The sequence below is a fragment of the Pseudomonas sp. 05T35 genome (assembly GCF_056396605.1).
In genome coordinates this window covers 1-2,122 of sequence record NZ_JBFTLU010000609.1, presented here as the reverse complement: position 1 = coordinate 2,122, position 2,122 = coordinate 1, and the positions used below count along the sequence as shown (strand labels likewise).

The following is a 2,122-nucleotide window of genomic DNA, read 5'->3' as shown; positions in this document are numbered from 1 at the left end:
CCCTTGATCATGTTCGCCGCACCGAACAGGCGTTCTTCCTGGAATTGCAGCATTTGCATCATGAAGCCTGCGCCTTCGTGGCCGATGCGGTTGCGTTGCGGCACGCGCACGTTGTCGAAAAATACCTGGGCGGTTTCCGAACTGCGCATGCCGAGTTTGTCCAGAGGCGAACTGAGACTGATGCCGGGGCTGTTCATCGGCACCATGATCAACGACTTGTTGATGTGCGCCTTGTCGTCCGAGGTGTTGGCCAGCAGGCAGATGAAGTCGGCGCTTGGGGAGTTGGTGATCCACATTTTGCTGCCGTTGATCACGTAGTCGCCGCCGTCCTTGCGCGCGGTGGTTTTCAGCCCGGCGACATCAGAGCCGGCACCCACTTCCGAGACGCCAATGCAGCCGACCTGTTCACCGATGATCGCCGGGCGGAGGAATTCTTCACGCAGCTCATCGGAGCCGAAACGGGCGAGGGCCGGGGTGCACATGTCGGTCTGCACGCCAATCGACATCGGAATTCCGCCGCAATGAATGGTCCCGAACTCTTCAGCGGCGACAATCGAATAGCTGTAGTCCAGGCCCATGCCACCGAATTTTTCCGGTTTGGAAATCCCCAGCAAACCGAGCGCACCGGCCTTGCGGAAAATTTCGTGGATCGGAAAGCGTCCGGCCTTTTCCCATTCATCGACGTACGGGTTGATCTCGCGGTCGACAAAATTGCGTACGGTACGGCGCAGTTCTTCGTGTTCCTGGGTGAAGATCATTTTTATTGTTCTCCCTAAACCTGGTGGTGATCAGAGCCTCAAAAACGTGCGATACCAAAACTGTTCGGTTGCAGTTGACGAACCTCGGCTTCGTGGCAGATATCCAGCAGATAGCCAAGCAAGGTGCGCGTATCGCGTGGATCAATCAGCCCGTCGTCCCACAGGTTGGCGCTGCCGTAGAGTGCGGTGGACTGGCTGTCGAGTTTTTGCGCGGTGACCTGTTCCAGCGTGTCGAGCATCTTCGGGTCCGGGACCAAACCATCCTTGGCCTGCCTGGCTTCGGTGACAATSCGCAGCACCTTGCCGGCCTGGGCGCCGCCCATCACGGCGGTGCGGCTGTTGGGCCAGGCGAAGATGAAACGCGGGTCGAGCCCGCGGCCGCACATCGCGTAGTTGCCGGCACCGTAAGAGCCGCCGACCACGATGGTCAGCTTCGGCACTCGCGCATTGGCGACTGCCTGAATCATCTTCGCGCCGTGTTTGATCACCCCTTGCTGTTCCGACTCGGTGCCGACCATGAAACCGGTGGTGTTATGAAAAAACAGCAATGGTGTCTGGCTCTGGTCGCAGAGCTGGATGAACTGCGCGGCCTTGCTGGCACCTTGCGGGGTGATCGGACCGTTGTTGCCGATAAAGCCGCAGGGCCGTCCCTGGATCTTCAAATGGCCGCACATCGTTTGCTGATCGAACTCGCCCTTGAACTCGAGAAAGCGTGAGCCATCGGCGATGCGCGCAATGATCTCGCGCACGTCGTAGGGCTTTTTCGGATCGTCGGGAATCAGCCCCAGCAGTTCGTCGATGGGGTAGAGCGGCTCGTCCCAGTGTTCGGCGCTGCGCTGTGGTAACTGCGCATTCCACGGCAACAGGCTGACGATTTCGCGTACCAGGCGCACGCCGTCGGCATCGTTTTCGGCCAGGTACTCGGCAGTGCCGGCGATTTGTGCGTGCATCTCGGCGCCGCCGAGTGCTTCATCGGTGGCGACTTCGCCGGTTGCGGCCTTGAGCAGCGGGGGGCCGGCGAGAAACAGCTTGGCCTTGCCGCGCACCACCACCACGTAGTCCGACAGCCCGGGCTGATAAGCGCCGCCAGCAGTGGCCGAACCGTGCACCACGGTGATTTGCGGCAAGCCCATGGCCGACATCCTCGCCTGATTGGCGAAACTGCGCGCACCCTCGACGAAAATCTCCGCGGCGTAATTGAGGTTGGCGCCGCCGCTCTCGGCGAGGGTAATCACCGGCAGTTTGTTTTCCATGGCGATCTGTTGCAGGCGCAGGGACTTCTTCAGGCCGCTGGGGGAAATGGTGCCGCCCTTGATCGCGCTGTTGTTGGCGACCACCAGCACCCGCACGCCGGACACATGACC

Annotated in this window: 2 protein-coding genes; both read right to left on the bottom strand. The window is 60.7% G+C overall.

Annotated features, from left to right (window positions below):
• Positions 1 to 758 (bottom strand): citronellyl-CoA dehydrogenase (atuD, locus tag AC1DH9_RS27915; protein WP_477809216.1); only part of this gene is annotated, 758 nt, incomplete at its 3' end.
• Positions 759 to 796: 38 nt separating this feature from the next.
• Positions 797 to 2,122, bottom strand: a 1,326-nt coding sequence (locus AC1DH9_RS27910; protein WP_477809215.1) for an acyl-CoA carboxylase subunit beta, incomplete at its 5' end; no start/stop codon positions are given.